Here is a 15,737-nt window from a genome sequence, read left to right on the forward strand (position 1 = left end):
AAACTAATCCCTACCCGCTTTTGCTTCGTAAAGTTAATGATTTTAAAAACCAGAGCTTAAGTATGAAAAAACGTATTCTGTATTGGCTGCAAAATGATTTGCGCATTGATGACAACCCCATACTCAATGATTTATCACAACAACAATGTGAACTTGATATCGTATTTGTGATCAATCCTGCTTGGTTTAAAAGCAATAACTATCAACAAAAACCCTATGGTGTACATAAACAACGCTTTCTAATGCAAAGCCTATACGAGCTACAGGAGTCTGTTTTAGGGCTTGGCCAAACCTTGCATATTTTAGAAGGCGATCCGGTAAGGGTATTAACACAGCGTATTAATGAGCTTGGCATTGATGAAGTTGTTTATAGCGAGCAAATAGGCGTTTATGAGCAACGCCAAATTACCGCGCTTAAATCGAAATGCGCTACTGTGGTATTTAAATCTGTGATGCAAGATACCTTATATCAACAGCAACAACTGCCCTTTGAACTTGCTGATTTACCAACCGGCTTTACCCCTTTTAGAAAAAAAATCGAAGCCACTGGTATCAGTTTATCCTCAGTGCCGTTCTCAGCAAAAAGACTTCCACCGCCTATTATTTTATGTGCTAAACAGCCTATATCAGAGCCGCCAACAGGAAACCCTTTACTCCAAGGTGGACACAAAGCCGGCCTTGCGCATTGTCTACAGTACTTTTCATCAGCTTTACCAAGCAGCTATAAAATCACCCGTAATGAGCTGGGTGGCTTTGATAACTCGACTAAATTTAGTAGCTGGCTGGCTTTTGGTTGTATTAGTGCCAAGCAAATTTTTTGTGCAGTCGATGCTTATGAAGCGCAGCATGGGGAAAATGAATCAACATACTGGATCAAGTTTGAATTGCTCTGGCGTGAGTATTTTAAGTGGCATGCAATTAATGTGAAGCATCAGTTATTTACTTTTAAAGGTAAAAAACAAAGCTCGCCACTGACCACGTTTAGCCCGAACCGTTTTGCAAAATGGTGCCAAGGCAGTACCCCATTTCCGCTAGTTAACGCTATTATGAAAGAGCTTAACGCAACGGGCTTTATCACTAACCGTTCACGACAAATTGCAGCCAGCTGTTTGGTCAACGAACTACAACTAGACTGGCGCTATGGCGCTGCTTACTTTGAACAACAACTTATTGATTACGATGTAGCCGCTAATTGGGGCAACTGGCAATATATTGCTGGGGTTGGGGTCGATCCGCGCGGTGGGCGACACTTTAATTTGGCAAAACAAACCCAGCAATACGACCCACACGGTGAATATATTGCCAAATGGCAAGGGAATGAGCACTGCGATGCACAGTTAGATGATTTAGACGCCGCCGACTGGCCTGTGTAATAATAAAACCTCGAACATAATACTGGCTATAAGCCCAAGGTCAAATCTTGGGCGAGAGTGCCGCTGGGTTTTTCTACTACGCGGTTAACTTCAACCCCGTTATGCTTAATAATAAAAGTGGGGGTATATTGTAAGTCATGCGCTAGCGCAATACCTGCCTCATCACGTTTGTCATAACCTACAGTAACAAAGGTTATTTTCGAAAGTTCAACCTTAGACTCATCAAGTAACTTTATTAATCGAGGTACTTCGCGAGCACTGTCATGACACCAGCTACCTAAAAGCACTAACAACTCTTTACCTGCTAATTTTTGCATCAATACAACGTCTTGCGGTGTAGGCGAGAATGTTTGGTATTGCTTAGCAAATTTATCGTGCTCGCTTAATAAACGCTTAGCAGTAACAGCGTCTGAGTGTGGTTTGAACGTTGCATTCGCTGCCAGTGGTAGAGTCAAAATAAAGAGTAAAATTAATTGTTTTAACATAACCTTATACTTAAATAGTGTTTTAGCTACTATACCCATAATCGAGCTTAAGTAAATAAAAGTTACTTGCTTTTATCCATAAAATCATCCACTTGCGATAAAACGGCTAAGTACTCACGTTTGGCTTCTTTGTTTTGTTCTAATTTATCTAAGTCACCGATTAACGTTACTAATTGCGTATGTGAATAACTCGATGTTGTTCTAAACTCGTTCGACGCCCCCACACCACTGAGTCGTTTTCTTTCATCCATACTATGACTATCTTCATTTTTCTCGAGCCAAATATCGTTAATAACACGAATATTGCTCTCACTGGTGGTTGTTTCTTTCAATTCCTTTTTTAGCTCGTATTGAGATATTTCGGGATTAAACTGATACACTTTTTTATCTACATCCACCTCATGAGCCTGATCAAGGGCAACCAATTCGTTATTTTTTACAGCGGTACCAATAGTGTAATTTTCTTGTTTGTCATAATAATCAGGGGGGATATCAGAGCGGTTACCTTCTTCATAATTAAAACGCGTGCTCGCCGTTTTATCTTGAGTAACTCCAGTTAACCCTGCTGATTTTTGGTGTTCTGTATTTTGGCTCAGCTTTGTGGTGCTTGTTGCTATGTAATCACCTTGATCCATTGCAAAAGAAAATTTCGCATCAAAATCAGCTAACTTAGAAATCCCATCGCCTAGGGAATTTTTATCACTGCTTCCTAGTCCTTGATAACGTGGATCACGGGTGATCATATTGTCAACTAAATCAGCTACCAGCTCGCGTCCGTTAGTAAACTGCTGTGTAGCAACTGACTCTATTTGACTATAGCGCTCAGCGGCTGATGACATACTACTAAACGCACTTTTAAAAACAGCGAGCCCTTGTTTCATCACTTCATCACTTTTGTGACCAAACGCCGAACGCGTACTTTTCTCTGAGCTATTGAGCTGGCTATCTTCTAAACTTTTATCGAGCGCTTTTATGTATTGCTGCATTTGGCTTTTGTCTTGCGCGCCAATGGTTGACATATCGAGCGAAAAATCAATGTTGTTCTGACCATTTACCGATTCAAACTCGAGTATTTGCTGCTCTGAATCTTCATCAAGGGTATAACTTAAATTAAGCTCATTGTCTTTTCCAAGTAGCGCTCCATCAGCATCGGCAGTATTTCCCTCTGACGTTGAAAAATACAAATCAAAACCCGAAAGCTGTTTATTATCAAAATTGCTTAAAAAGCTTAAATCTAAATCAGTTTGGTTTGCGGGTACATAACGACTGTAAGCGCTTTGTTTAGCTTTAAAAAATTCATCTGCCATTTCGCCTACACCAGAAAATACTTGTGTTAATGCTTGGTGTTCAGCCTCAGATAAGTCGCCATCTACTTCATAACTTACGCTAAATTCGTCAGTGGTTTCGCCTGTTTCCTCATCGTAACCTTGCGCAGAATGAAAAGTGATTTTAATAACATCACCTTCTTTGGTTTTTACCGACAGCTCAAATCCATAGTTATCATCATCCTCATATCGCTCGCGGTTAAAACTTTCCATAAAGGGGTCTAGCGAGCGTTCAACACGCTGCTGACTAGACGCTAAAAACGTTTTTTGATTGAACCCAAGCTGCCCCAAGTTTGATAAAATATCGCTAGTGTTAGCATAAGCGCCCTGAATATTTTTTACCGAGCTGTTTAAACGCTCAATTAACTGATCACTACGTTCATTTTTTAATAGGCCCTCTTGCTGAGAACTTATAACCGTTCGCAGCGCAACCTCTTCACTGGACAGTTTATAATTTGAGCCACTGGGTGCGCTGGAAATCGTGAGTAAAGAGGATAATTGCTGATTAAGTATTTCATCGACTTGTTCGTCACTAAACTGACTGAGCATTTCATCGGTGATTATTGCCGTGCTTGGCGCTAAGTGAGCACGCGATTGCAAACCTGTGGGCATACTGGTTTGGTTTGAATTATTGACTGATTGGGCAAGCAACGCATTTAGGTTAGCATAATTGCCTTGTAGTTTATTAACCATGATTATCCTTAATCTTCAGTACAATATAAATACGGTATCGGCCGACGAATTAAAAGCTTTAATTCTTTTTTTATTATTTAAGCATAAAATATTTTAATAAAAACGGTAGTTTAAAAGTAATTAACACGTTTTGGCGAGCAATGATTTGAGTATATCAGGCACAAATTTGCGCTGTGCGGTAATGGCATAAAAGTGCTCAAATGCATCAGGTAAACGTTGGTATTCAACTAATAGGCCTTGTTCTATTTCATCCTTTACTACAACTGATGGCAATACCGATAGTGCACCACTATCACGAGCAAGTAATCGCAGCATAGCCATATCATCAGCCTCTGCTTTTATTTTTGGCTGATATTGCCAGCGGGCACACAAAGCATTAAATGAGTCTCTAATCGCGGAGGTTTTACTGGGTAGCACCCATTGTGCATCTGTGTAACCGGTAGGAAATTGACCGCGTGTTTTTTTATCTGCAGGGCCCACTATGGCTAATGGCTGACGAGATACCAACTGGCTTTGCCACAGTTGATCGTAGTGCTCAAGTCCGATGGGTTTATTGGTTAAAACTAAATCCAGTTCGTGCTCTGCCAAACCATTTAACAGCCCATCCATACGCCCTGCAGTAAGCGAAAAGCGTACTTCGTCGTTACTCATTAAAGGGTTAATAAATTCCTCGATAAAGTTACGAGAGAGCGTATTAAGCACCCCGATTGATAAATGCTGAGTTTGGGAAATCATCCCTTTATGAATAAAAGACGACAGTTCTTCGCCCTTAGTGAATATATCGTTAGCGTACATTTGCACCCGCTTTCCCATATCGGTTAATGCCAAGGTACGTCCTTTACGTTCAAATAACTCAATATTAATGGTGTGCTCTAGCTGTTTAATTTGAGTGGAGAGCGCTGACTGCGATAAATGCAGCTCTTTAGCGGCTTGGGTTAAGTTACCAATTCGGGCAACAGACCAAAAATAATACAAGTGATGGTAGTTCAAACGGCTCATTATAGTTCTCTTTTATAGAACGTTTATATGCATTATATCTATTTTTATTTAGTTATCTAGTTTGTCATACTCCAATAACTAAATAAGGAGCACTGAATGAGCGAGTATATTATTTCGTTGTTATTACTAATGATGCCATTAAGCACATTTTTAGCAGCGTGGCTAATTGGCCGACAACCTTGTGCCTCAAATGGCAATGTACTGTTTAAAGTGATGCTATTTAATAGTGTTGCATTTATCAGTGCCGTTGCACTTTATCGTATTTATGCCTTTGATTTACTGAGTTTCTTATCGCTCTCAGTGACCCGCGCTATTATGCTAGGACTAATCCTGTTCATAACGCTAATATTAATTCGGTTTTGCAAACACTATATGCAAGGTGAGCCACGTGTAAACTATTTTTGGCGCTGGCTGCTATTAACCGTAACCGCAGTGCTGATTGTAGTTATGAGCAATCACTTAGCGCTATTTTGGCTAGGCTGGGTGGCAATTAGTTTAGCACTGCATAAACTATTAATGTTTTATCCTGAGCGCCCTCGTGCGGTACTCGCCGCTCATAAAAAGTTTATTGTGGCACGCGTAGCTGAATCCTTATTACTCGTCGCATTTATTATTTTATCGGTTACTCACAATAGCCTATACATTAGCGATATCACTACTTTTTATCACACCAACACACTACCGCTATCTTTGGCTGAACAACTCGCAGCCTTTTTAATCGCTTTTGCAGCTTTAATCAAATGTGCTCAGTTGCCTATGCATGGCTGGCTAATCAAAGTGGTTGAGGTGCCTACACCCGTCAGTGCCTTATTGCATGCTGGGGTGATAAATTTAGGTGGCTTTTTATTAATTTTATTTGCGCCTTTGTTTATTCAAGCTGCGGCTGCACAGTGGTTAATTTTAATTATTGCTGGTTTAACTACGGTGATCAGCGCTTTGATAATGACTACCCGAATAAGCGTTAAAGTAAGGCTTGCTTGGTCTACCAGTGCGCAAATGGGATTAATGCTCATAGAATGTGCGCTGGGATTATTTGAACTGGCTCTGCTTCACCTTGTTACTCATTCAACCTATAAAGCCTTTGCATTTTTAAACTCAGGCAACGGTGTAAACGAAGATCTGATTCGCCGCCACATTCCAAAACAATCACCCACGTGCTTTGCTTGGTTAACGGGGGCATTGGTGTCGATTACCCTAGTTGGCGCTGCATGGTTCATTAGCGGCTATCAAGGCGCGGTCAGTGTGTGGCTACTTTTAGCATCGGCTTTAACTATTTTACTGGCCAACCAACATGGCGCTTCTAACGTGCAAACTCGCAGTAAAAAGTTGTTAATTGCACTCTTAGTAGTTTTTAGCTATGTGGTTGCTAAAAATATATTTACTTTAGCACTAGAGCTTGAGCAGTGGCGCGAAGCTGCATTTAGCCTCGCCGATAGCTGGGTAATAGCCCTTATTTTAACGTTAATGATTGCCAGCTACTTTTTACGCTACCAGTCTTGGCGACCACAGGTTAAATCACTTTCCACCCTATTATTTGCAGGTTTGTATTTAGATGAGTGGTTTACGCGGTTAACCCTAAAAATATGGCCGATAAATTTACCTAATAATGGCCACACCGATTTAAAAAATCATGCAGCTGGAATCACCGTTGAGGAATCAAAATGAGCAATCAAACGCATTCAAATCACACGGCATTATCGTTAAGTGACACTGAAAACAACATACTTAATAAAGTATGCGGTTACATAGCACCAAACTGGCCTTTAGATCAGATGATTGCCGTTAACCCATTTTGGGAAATGCGCCACCTGCCTATTGAAGATGTAAGCGCACGCATTGATACCTTATGTAATGCCAATATGCTCATGCCTAAAGACTTTTATCAGCACAAGTACGACAACGGCATAATTACTGATAACCACTTAGCCGATGCAGCCAAGTTACTTAACAGTGACTTTACGCATGAGCAACTCATAAAAACCCTTCACATTGATGTTCCTTTAGTGGATTGGCACAACATTGCAGATTTACTCGACCAGCAGCGCAATAAACATAAAATGGCTTGGCATGATGAAATCACCCATCAATTGAGCCAGTTTTGTGCCGCGCATTATCAGCAGCTTGGCCCTATGCTTCATGGTGATGACACATCATCACAATCACCTTTATATCGCCATTGGTTAACCGTTATTCAAGCGGATAAAGGCATTAGTATTGTAATGGATGAAAAGCATTTAAATGGCTACTTTAAGCGACTGCCCACTTGCGCTGATGAACTGATTGCACTAACACTCTCAACCCTTAATATAGATAACGACTCGTTAGAGTTATATGCTCATTCGCTGCTTTTAGATATTAATGGTTGGGCATCGTGGTTGGCGTATTTGCGATTCCAAGGCCAACTTTACGCTAAACCCAAAGATGATATGAAACAGCTACTGGCCATGCGAATGGCATGGGACTTGGTTATTTGGCAGTATCTGGCAGATCATGATAGTGCTTCATTTAAACAACTACAAAGTCAGTGGCAGCAAGAAAAGTCACTCGTAGTTGAGCGCCTGCATGCACACAAATTAGCACAAAAGCCATTATGGGTGTGGGCAAAAGCACTGGAGCTGAGCTATCAATACCCGCTTAATCATGCACTGCAAAGCGCCACTAAAACACCAGTGAACAACGCTCAATTACAAGCGGTGTTTTGTATTGATGTACGCTCAGAGGTTATTCGCCGCGCGCTTGAATCGCAAAGTAAAAATATAGAAACCTTCGGCTTTGCCGGTTTTTTTGGCTTGCCACTAGAATATCAAGAAAATGGTAGTGCAATTACTCGTCCTCAACTACCAGGGCTACTCAAACCAGCCATACATGCCACACAAACACACAAAGACGCGGCGCTTGAAGCATCTCGTCAAAATAGTGCTACATGGCAAAGTTGGTCAAAATCAGCCCCCTCATCGTTTTCTATGGTTGAATCAGCAGGCTGGCTGTATGCATTTAAATTAATAAAAAATACCTTTTTATCTAAAGGTAAAGCTAAAAAGTGCGCAACCACCGACTGGCAATTAACACAAAACCAGCAACAACTGACACTAAAAGACAAAACCGACTTAGCTCAAAAAGTGCTTAACACCTTAGGAATAAAAGAGTTTGCGCCGCATGTTATGTTGGTAGGTCACGCCAGTCATACAACTAATAACTTGCACAGCGCTGGCCTAGAATGTGGAGCCTGTGGAGGGCAAAGTGGCGAAGTTAATGTACGCGTGCTGGCTAACTTACTAAACGATACCCAAGTGCGCCAAGCGCTTAAAGAGCGAGGGCTAACACTGGCACATAGCACGCAATTTATTGCCGCTATTCATAACACAACCACGGATGTCATCACCGCTTACGATACCGAGCTTAATGACAATCTGAAAAAATGGCTAACTGTTGCCACGCAAACCGCTCAGCAAGAACGCTTAGTAAATATCGACCCGCAGTTAGTTAATAAAACCGCGGATGAAATTAACCATGCTTATCATCAGCGTGCCCGCGATTGGTCGCAAGTACGCCCAGAATGGGGGCTTGCTAATAACGCCGCCTTTATTGTTGCACCACGAACATGGACTCGCAGTGTTAACTTACAAGGACGCTGTTTTTTACATGATTATGAATGGGAAAACGATAACGAATTTGCGGTATTAGAACTGATCATGACCGCACCCATGATAGTAACCCATTGGATCAATAGTCAATATAATGCCTCGGTTACCGACAACCATAAATACGGCAGTGGTAATAAAATACTCCACAATGCAGTCGGCGGTAATATTGGATTATTTGAAGGTAATGGCGGTGACCTTCGTATTGGCTTAGCCATGCAGTCACTGCACAATGGGGAAAAATGGATGCACGAACCAATTCGCCTTAATGTATATATTGCTGCGCCGCAATCGGCAATCGCGGCAATTTATAACAAACATGTCATGGTAAAGGAGCTGATTGATAACCATTGGCTCACTCTCATTCGCTGGGGCGATGATAATACCCTAGAGCAGTTCGAAAATGGACATTTCTCAACTATTTCAGCCTCTAATGAGCCAATATAAGCTATGCCAAAGATAGTCATTGCCACGAAACATAAAAAGGCGCCTTTAGTAGCTCCCGCTTTGGAGCCACTTGGTTTTGAGGTATTCACTACTGATTTATTTGATACCGATACACTTGGGATGTTTAGTCACGAAGTACAACGTCATTGTAGTGCCAACACAGCGGCACTGACAAAAGCTCAGCGCGCATGTGAACTCACAGGCGAGCAATTTGGGCTTGGCAGTGAAGGCAGTTTTGGGGGTGGGCCGTATCCGGGTTTAATGAACTGGGACGAAGAAGTTATTTGTTTTTATGATAAACACAATAACAATGCTATTTATGGATACGCTGGTGGGCCATTTTCGCCGAGCAGCTTAAGCATTAGCAGTGAAACCAGTGCTGAATCAATCACTACTGCATGTCAGCGCTATGAAAACCAGCATTGGATACTTGACGACACCCAAACGCTTCATAAAGGGCTTAGCATAGAAGCGCTTATTGCTTTGTATACAGAAAAAACGCCAAGCACAGGTACAATCACGCCTGATCTGAGGGCCATGTATAGCCCGCAACGCCAAGTAATTATTAGCCGAGCTGCAGAAGATCTTGCAAGGCGGTTATCATCAACATGCCCACAGTGCCAAAACCCTAACTTTGTTGCTAAACAGGTCACAAAAGGCTTGCCCTGTGAGCTATGTAATATGCCAACAGAACAAATGAAATCAACTACTTCAGTATGTGATAGTTGCGGCTTTAGCCACATTGAAACGAATAAAAAACGCGTTGCTGATGCAACATATTGCCAGTTTTGTAATCCTTAAGAGTTATTATGACATCATTACAACCCACTCAATTTTTGAATACTGAAGAGCGTATTAACCAAGCCGTGGCACTATTAAAAGCGGGCGAATGCGTTGCCTTACCCACAGAAACTGTGTACGGCCTTGCTGCCGATGCGAGCAATAGTGATGCTGTAGCAAAAATATTTGCCGCTAAAGGGCGCCCAACAAACCACCCATTAATTGTGCATATTCCTGAACTATCACATGTGCACTACTGGGCAAAAAATGTAAATAAGGCAGCGATTACACTTGCTGAAGCCTTTTGGCCAGGCCCGCTCACACTTATTTTAAATGCAAAAGATAATTTAAATAGCCCTGTAACAGGTGGCTTGAATAGCATTGGTTTACGCGTACCAGCACATCCGCAATTTTTAGCCGTTTTAAAACAATTAAATACTGGGCTTGCAGCTCCCTCAGCTAATCGCTACAAACAACTAAGCCCAATAAACACAGCCCATGTTATGCGCGATTTAAATGGCCGAATTAGCGCGGTATTAGAGGGCGGTCAATGTGATGTGGGTATTGAATCAACGATTGTTGATGCCACCACTGAGCAGCTTCGCATTTTACGCCCAGGACCTATATCCGCTGCAGATATTTTGCAAAAAACCGGACTGAATGTCACTACACCGCTTTCACATAATGAGGCAGTGCCTGGCAATGTAAAGGCGCATTATCAGCCCCATGCTCCTGCAATACTTATTAATAGCGCAGACTTTCAAAGTGTTTTGAGTAACACTCCCCATTTGCAAACACATTATTTAATCTATTCAACCAAGGCAGAGCAACAGTTATTAGCTAATCACATTTCGCCTCAGTACATTACTAAGCTCAGTGCTTGCCCTGTTGAGTATGCTAAAAACATGTATAAAACGCTGCATAATATCGATGAGACAACACCGATGAATATTTATATCGAAAAGCCGCCAGTAAGCAGTAAGTGGGGGGCTGTGAATGACCGCCTTAGCCGTGCCACCACAGTATTTGCAGGATAAGTTAATTAACCGTTAGGTATTCAATAACCGTTGCTGCTGCCACTGGTTTATAAAAGTAATACCCCTGAAAACGTTTACAGCCAATATCAACTAACATATCAAACTGTGCTTGCTCTTCCACGCCCTCAGCTATAACACTTAAGTTATGGCTGTTGGCAATGGCAATAATACTTTGCACCATACTATTTGATTTAGAGTCCACCAAAATATCATCAACAAAGCTCTTATCTATTTTCAGTTCATCTATCGGTAAGCGTCTCAAAAGACTCAGTGATGAATAGCCTGTGCCAAAATCATCCATTGAAAAGCGTATTCCACGTGACTTTAAGCTCTTAATCGTATCAATCACATGTTCAAGATTATCCATAAAGAGGGATTCTGTTATTTCTAAAATGATACTTTGCGCAGTAACATTATGCGTCTCTAAACTGTGTAATAATGTAGGAATAAATACACTACTTTGAAATTGCATTACTGAAATGTTTATTGCCAATTCAAGAGGGGTATCGCTGTGTTGCTGCATTTTTGCAAACTCACCAATAGATCGCGCTAAAACAAAGTCACCAATTTTAAAAATTAAATCACTTTGCTCTGCAATAGCAATAAACTCAGCGGGTGATACCATACCAAGCTCACCATCTTGCCAACGAATGAGCGCCTCCATAGCATGGATTTTACCCTGTTCATTTACTTGGCACTGATACGCCATAGACAATGACTGCTCGTTTAACGCCATATTAAGCCGCTCTTCTACTTTTAAACGACGTAAGTAAGCTTGTTTAATATCAGCATGATAATGACACAGCCATTGGCCGGTATCTTTTGCCCACTGGTTAGCTAAATGCGCACTTCGTACGAGCTTACTCTTTGTTATACCATGCTCTGGATAACAGGCTATGCCCACACTTATATTAAGTAATCGTTCACTATTGTTGGTTTCATATTGCTGGATTGCTGACTCTAAAATATGCTCGAATGCACGTCTGTTTTGCTCATCAAAAGTGTGAGGTGCAATAATACAAAATTCATTCCCACTATTTCTAAATACTAAATAGGGTGATAAAAATGTTGTTTTTAAAAAGCCAGCAAAGGTTTTTATCGCTTTATCGCCAAACTCCATGCCAAAGCGATTATTCATAGAACGCAAGTTGGTAATGTTAATGATTGCTAAGCTAAACGATGTTTCTTTTTTTTCTTCAAAGCTATCTCGTAACGCTTTTCGATTTGGGAGTTTGGTCAAATCATCATGTCTTGAAAGATGGAATAGCTCATCAATACGCTTTTTTTCAGCACGTGCAATAAGCCTAAAACCAAAAAATAGCACCATACAAATAAACACATAAACTAGGACATACAAGCCAACTTTCCAATAATACAGATTTTTTATTGGTTGCATCGCCATTTGTGACAGAGTCCACAACTGATAACGGTTATCAAATTTTGCTGAGGTGATATACGGTTTGCCTTTTACCGTCGTTTCTATGCTAAACACTTCCTCGGAAGATTTAAGTGTTTGCTTTGTTTTACCTGTTTGCTCTATCAAAGCATTACCCGATAACCCCAATGCCTCTTTAGTCTGGGTTTTTATATAACTTGCTATATCTGCATCTCTAACCGAGCTGTATTGAATAAAGCCATCTATTTCTCTTGCTAGCATGATGTAATCATCACGATTACTTTGCAAAATATTTAAGTACTTAGTCCCTCTCGACACCGCCATACCTGCCGTCATAACCGCGATTACTGTGCCGCTCTTATCGCGTAATGCTTTTCTTATTGGGATCACCCACTCTTGTAAAGATTCATTAAAGTAAGTCTGTCCTAATACCATTTTGTCTGATACGAGGGTTTGCGCAAAGCTTTGGCGTGTATTTTTATTTTCTTTCAGGTTGATCATGGTTGAAGCGTTTAAGTTTGAGCTGTAATAAATAATCTCGCCTTGCGGATTAAACAGTCCAAAGCCTAATAACACGGGATTTTCGAGCAAAATATTATCAAGAAGTTTAATTGTCGACGTTTTTTCATGTAAATTATTATTAGAGAGAATATCTCTACCAATTAAATCTAGCATCAGCTCTTTATTTCTAAGGGTGCTTTTAAGTGCTTGCGCAGAAAATTCCACACGATTTTGGGAGCTCGTGCGGTAATCTTTTTTGATGTTTTTCCACTCGTAAACCAAAAGCACGCTTAATAAAATTAAGCCACCCAACAGCAAAAAACAGAAGAGTTTCCATAAATTATTTTTTATTAGTGCCATCTAATTCTCACAACCCCGCCACAACCTGTTTGGTAGTGTGTTATGTATTTGGGCTCTTAAAAGCACTTTATGGCTAGCTTGGTTTTTTTTCAAGCAATTTTATTGCAAAATTAAGAAAACACACACAAATAAACACCTTTAATTAACAATAAAGGCAACATTAATTAACAACCAGCAAGCTCGATAAAAGCATTATTGTTATTGCTAAGCTAAGGCCTCGTTGTGTCCTTGCATTTAATAAACGATATTATTAAGCGACCATTGTAGTTTATTTATTAAATATAATATTGATTTAAAACAATAGCTTTAGTTGTAAAATGTAATTTAAACCAGCTCATGTATGAAGTCGTTTTGTTTAGTCATAATTTTGCAATAATGATCGGTAATAATAGCTGCATTATTAATCAAAAATAGCATTTGAAGCCCCTCATGAGCGAATCTATAGTGCAACTTACCTTTGCACTTCCGTCATTTGAAGATCCTATGTCTGCGGCAATGAGTCACAGCATGGAATTTGAAACGCTATCGCAGGATGCTAACAGTCAGCATCAAATCACACTGCAATGCGTTTTACCTGAGGCTGCTCATGAAAGTGATATTATTTCACTCAGCGCAACTGAGCCAAATGCACGAGCGGCTCAATACTACACAGAAAAAACACTCAACCTATCTGATCTAGAACAAGGGCGAGTCAACCTAACTTTGAGTCAAATAGCACATAGTCATGATTTTGTGATGCAAATGATTTTGCATGGTAAGCACGGCACGTTAAAAAATAGTTTGCAGTTTGATATGCATATTAACCAATTTGGTAGTGGTTATACTGCACCTGCAACTTATATAGCGCCGCCTAGGCCGCATCGGGTACGTCAGTATTTCGCTAATATGGGAACAGCTTTACTTTCGCTTTTTTAGTTATTGGCGCACACTTTTCCACTGGTTTTTTATTACTCAATCGGCAAAGCTCACTTTTCCCATAGTGATATCTAAAATACCTTGGTTGTTATTATTTAAGCTTTGACGTTGCCCTGCCAAACATTCATTTGCCAAAATAGCAAACAGCACGGCCTCTTTGGCATCAGGATTTACGCCTAAACTCTCGGTGTTTTTAAACGCCTTAATGTTTGGGCAGTGCATCAATAATTGCTCCATTAATAATGGATTATGAATACCTCCACCACTGGCATACACTACACAGTCTTGAGTATGTTGAGCACAGTCATTTAATGCCTTAGCAATCGTAGTGGCAGAAAGGGCATTTAAAGTCGCTAAAACATCTTCGTGGTTTAGTCTTTGTGTCGTTGAATGCATTTGTGCCGCCCGTAAATAAGCTAAATTAAACACCTCAGGTCCGGTTGTTTTAGGCAGAGGTAATTTAAAAAACGCGTTATCGGTAAGCGCAGCAAGAAGCTTTGTATTCACTTTACCAGCTTTGGCAAGTTTAGCTCCCTCATCATAATGGAGCCCTTTAAAATAATGCTGTACATAAGCATCCATAATAGTATTGCCAGGGCCAATGTCAGAGCTAAAGACCGCTCCAGTATCGCCGTTTTTAGGTAAAAATGTTAAATTAGCAATGCCCCCCATGTTGAGTAAAATACGATTTTCATTTGGGCTGGCAAAAAACAAATAATCTCCATACACAGCTAATGGTGCACCTTCACCACCAGCAGCAATATGCTTTTGCCTAAAGTCACCTATCGTGGTAATGCCTGTAGTAACCGCTATTTGATCGCTGTCGCCAATTTGTAGCGTGCCATTTTTAAAATCGTGGTGGTTATGTTGGGATTGCGGGCAGTGATAAATAGTTTGCCCGTGACTGGCTATTACATCAATATCGGCTGGATTTACTTGCCACAGTGCTAAACACTGATTAACCATAGCACCATGGAATTTACCTACCCACGGATGTAACAAAGTCAGCACTTCTAAATCGCATTCGCGCTTAGCAAACACCTGTTTTATTTTAGTTTTATACTCATCGTTGTACTCAACCGTGGTGAATTTTAATACCTCTATTTGGGTATGCAAACCCGCTCCGGTTATTTTACATAGCGCCACATCTAAACCATCTAAAGAGGTGCCACTCATTAGGCCAATAATTAAACGACTAGGCTTTTTAGCGCTATTATAAAGGGCGGCAATGTGTGGGTGCATAGTGACTCTGTGTAGGTACTTTTTATTATATTTTAAAAGAGTTTAAAGCAAAATTATAGCTGTATACACTTTAATTTTAAAAAGATAGTTTCATTGTTTAAACGCCTAAAGCTTACTAGGTTATTGGTTGATAATAATAAACTTATTTACCATATGATGATTTTACGTGAGTTCAAGCAACACGATACCTTTCAAATCGTAACCATTTTGAACAATCAACAAGTAGCTCGCTATTTGTCCTCTAAAATTCCATTTCCGTATACGCAGGCAGATGCGAATTGGTGGATAAACGAGGGAGCAAAATGTGGCATCATTAAAGCCATTGAAGTTGATGGCCTGTGTGTTGGTTGTATTGGTGTTATTCCTGGTGAATTTGAGTATAGCCGCAGTGGCGAAATTGGCTATTGGCTTAGTCAGCAATATTGGGGGCAAGGTATTATCACCCAAGCCATTGGGTTGATTATTAGGGTCTGTTGACCTTTCAAGGTTAAATTTGCAACAGTCTGTTTGGTATTTAGGCAAGGCAGAGCCTATGAGGTGTGG

General features: G+C 40.6%; 11 protein-coding genes and 1 pseudogene. 7 read left to right on the forward strand and 5 right to left on the reverse strand.

Going from position 1 to position 15,737, the window contains the following annotated elements; genetic code table 11:
* The first annotated feature begins 62 nt into the window (after window positions 1-62).
* On the forward strand, window positions 63-1,373 hold the full coding sequence (locus QL984_RS09995; RefSeq protein WP_013462922.1) for a DASH family cryptochrome: 1,311 nt from the start codon (window positions 63-65) through the stop codon (window positions 1,371-1,373).
* Between the two features lie 26 nt (window positions 1,374-1,399).
* Here the strand turns inward: QL984_RS09995 and QL984_RS10000 are convergent, their stop codons facing one another.
* From QL984_RS10000 to QL984_RS10010, 3 genes are all read right to left on the reverse strand, one after another.
* On the reverse strand, window positions 1,400-1,858 hold the full coding sequence (locus QL984_RS10000) for a thioredoxin family protein (protein ID WP_029609904.1): 459 nt from the start codon (window positions 1,856-1,858) through the stop codon (window positions 1,400-1,402).
* A gap of 62 nt (window positions 1,859-1,920) precedes the next feature.
* The gene (locus QL984_RS10005; protein WP_036955313.1) at window positions 1,921-3,876 is read right to left on the reverse strand and encodes a hypothetical protein; all 1,956 of its coding nucleotides are present in this window, start codon (window positions 3,874-3,876) and stop codon (window positions 1,921-1,923) included.
* A gap of 120 nt (window positions 3,877-3,996) precedes the next feature.
* Window positions 3,997-4,875 carry a LysR family transcriptional regulator gene (locus QL984_RS10010; protein WP_028834276.1) on the reverse strand — a complete coding sequence of 293 codons (879 nt, stop codon included), beginning with the start codon at window positions 4,873-4,875 and terminating at the stop codon, window positions 3,997-3,999.
* 96 nt (window positions 4,876-4,971) lie between these two features.
* On the opposite strand from QL984_RS10010, the gene QL984_RS10015 reads away from it, so the two are divergent.
* Genes QL984_RS10015 through QL984_RS10030 form a run of 4 tightly spaced genes read left to right on the forward strand, consistent with a single transcriptional unit; the run spans window position 4,972 to window position 10,780 of the window.
* Window positions 4,972-6,540 carry an NADH-quinone oxidoreductase subunit L gene (locus QL984_RS10015; RefSeq protein ID WP_036955316.1) on the forward strand — a complete coding sequence of 523 codons (1,569 nt, stop codon included), beginning with the start codon at window positions 4,972-4,974 and terminating at the stop codon, window positions 6,538-6,540.
* Window positions 6,537-8,963 (forward strand): DUF2309 domain-containing protein, encoded by a 2,427-nt coding sequence (locus QL984_RS10020; RefSeq protein ID WP_036955319.1) that lies wholly within the window; start codon window positions 6,537-6,539, stop codon window positions 8,961-8,963. The genes QL984_RS10015 and QL984_RS10020 overlap by 4 nt, the downstream gene beginning before the upstream one ends.
* 3 nt (window positions 8,964-8,966) lie before the next feature.
* On the forward strand, window positions 8,967-9,764 hold the full coding sequence (locus tag QL984_RS10025; RefSeq protein ID WP_013462916.1) for a DUF6671 family protein: 798 nt from the start codon (window positions 8,967-8,969) through the stop codon (window positions 9,762-9,764).
* 8 nt (window positions 9,765-9,772) lie between these two features.
* On the forward strand, window positions 9,773-10,780 hold the full coding sequence (locus tag QL984_RS10030; protein WP_036955322.1) for an L-threonylcarbamoyladenylate synthase: 1,008 nt from the start codon (window positions 9,773-9,775) through the stop codon (window positions 10,778-10,780).
* 1 nt (window position 10,781) lies between these two features.
* Here QL984_RS10030 and QL984_RS10035 read toward each other — a convergent pair whose 3' ends face one another.
* Window positions 10,782-13,037: an EAL domain-containing protein gene (locus tag QL984_RS10035; protein ID WP_013462914.1), complete on the reverse strand. Its 2,256-nt coding sequence runs from the start codon at window positions 13,035-13,037 to the stop codon at window positions 10,782-10,784.
* Window positions 13,038-13,466: 429 nt separating this feature from the next.
* Between QL984_RS10035 and QL984_RS10040 the strand changes: the two genes are divergently transcribed.
* Window positions 13,467-13,952 carry a hypothetical protein gene (locus QL984_RS10040; RefSeq protein WP_013462913.1) on the forward strand — a complete coding sequence of 162 codons (486 nt, stop codon included), beginning with the start codon at window positions 13,467-13,469 and terminating at the stop codon, window positions 13,950-13,952.
* Window positions 13,953-13,988: 36 nt separating this feature from the next.
* On the opposite strand, the gene QL984_RS10045 is transcribed toward QL984_RS10040, so the two are convergent.
* Window positions 13,989-15,194, reverse strand: coding sequence for an anhydro-N-acetylmuramic acid kinase (locus QL984_RS10045; protein WP_036955325.1), 1,206 nt, complete (start codon window positions 15,192-15,194; stop codon window positions 13,989-13,991).
* A gap of 153 nt (window positions 15,195-15,347) precedes the next feature.
* Here QL984_RS10045 and QL984_RS10050 point away from each other — a divergent pair.
* Window positions 15,348-15,656 (forward strand): annotated as a pseudogene (locus QL984_RS10050) (GNAT family N-acetyltransferase); the annotation flags it as partial.
* Window positions 15,657-15,737: the final 81 nt, after the last annotated feature.

Source organism: Pseudoalteromonas sp. APC 3495, from assembly GCF_030407645.1.
Lineage (GTDB): Bacteria > Pseudomonadota > Gammaproteobacteria > Enterobacterales > Alteromonadaceae > Pseudoalteromonas > Pseudoalteromonas tetraodonis.

What these genes read in the sequence shown, in the direction of transcription:
- QL984_RS10010 (WP_028834276.1), bottom strand. Translation starts at nt 4,875, where the DNA reads ATGAGCCGTTTGAACTACCATCACTTGTATTATTTTTGGTCTGTTGCC.
- QL984_RS10015 (WP_036955316.1), top strand. Translation starts at nt 4,972, where the DNA reads ATGAGCGAGTATATTATTTCGTTGTTATTACTAATGATGCCATTAAGC.
- QL984_RS10005 (WP_036955313.1), bottom strand. Translation starts at nt 3,876, where the DNA reads ATGGTTAATAAACTACAAGGCAATTATGCTAACCTAAATGCGTTGCTT.
- QL984_RS10045 (WP_036955325.1), bottom strand. Translation starts at nt 15,194, where the DNA reads ATGCACCCACACATTGCCGCCCTTTATAATAGCGCTAAAAAGCCTAGT.
- QL984_RS10035 (WP_013462914.1), bottom strand. Translation starts at nt 13,037, where the DNA reads ATGGCACTAATAAAAAATAATTTATGGAAACTCTTCTGTTTTTTGCTG.
- QL984_RS10000 (WP_029609904.1), bottom strand. Translation starts at nt 1,858, where the DNA reads ATGTTAAAACAATTAATTTTACTCTTTATTTTGACTCTACCACTGGCA.
- QL984_RS10040 (WP_013462913.1), top strand. Translation starts at nt 13,467, where the DNA reads ATGAGCGAATCTATAGTGCAACTTACCTTTGCACTTCCGTCATTTGAA.
- QL984_RS10020 (WP_036955319.1), top strand. Translation starts at nt 6,537, where the DNA reads ATGAGCAATCAAACGCATTCAAATCACACGGCATTATCGTTAAGTGAC.
- QL984_RS10025 (WP_013462916.1), top strand. Translation starts at nt 8,967, where the DNA reads ATGCCAAAGATAGTCATTGCCACGAAACATAAAAAGGCGCCTTTAGTA.
- QL984_RS09995 (WP_013462922.1), top strand. Translation starts at nt 63, where the DNA reads ATGAAAAAACGTATTCTGTATTGGCTGCAAAATGATTTGCGCATTGAT.
- QL984_RS10030 (WP_036955322.1), top strand. Translation starts at nt 9,773, where the DNA reads ATGACATCATTACAACCCACTCAATTTTTGAATACTGAAGAGCGTATT.